The organism is Burkholderia sp. SIMBA_051 (genome assembly GCF_046534915.1).
GTDB classification, from domain to species: Bacteria; Pseudomonadota; Gammaproteobacteria; order Burkholderiales; family Burkholderiaceae; genus Burkholderia; species Burkholderia ambifaria.
Genome location: NZ_JAWRXS010000343.1, coordinates 1 through 268, shown reverse-complemented (window position 1 = coordinate 268; position 268 = coordinate 1). Strand labels below are relative to the sequence as shown.

The following is a 268-nucleotide window of genomic DNA, read 5'->3' as shown; positions in this document are numbered from 1 at the left end:
GCCAGATCAGATGATGTTGCAGATTCACGAGTCGATCGGGCATCCGCTCGAACTCGACCGGATTCTCGGCGACGAGCGCAACTTCGCGGGCTGGAGCTTCGTGAAGCAGGAGATGTTCGGCTCGTATCGCTATGGCTCGGAATTGCTGAACGTCACGTTCGATCCCGAACTGCGCGAGGAAGCCGCGTCCTACGCATTCGACGACGACGGCAGCGAGGCGCACAAGCAGTATCTGATCCGCAACGGCGTGCTCGAACGTCCGCTCGGC

Annotated in this window: 1 protein-coding gene; it reads left to right on the top strand. The window is 60.8% G+C overall.

The window, feature by feature from the left end:
• A partial coding sequence (locus tag SB771_RS34795; protein WP_410722015.1) for a metallopeptidase TldD-related protein occupies positions 1-268 on the top strand: 268 nt, incomplete at both ends.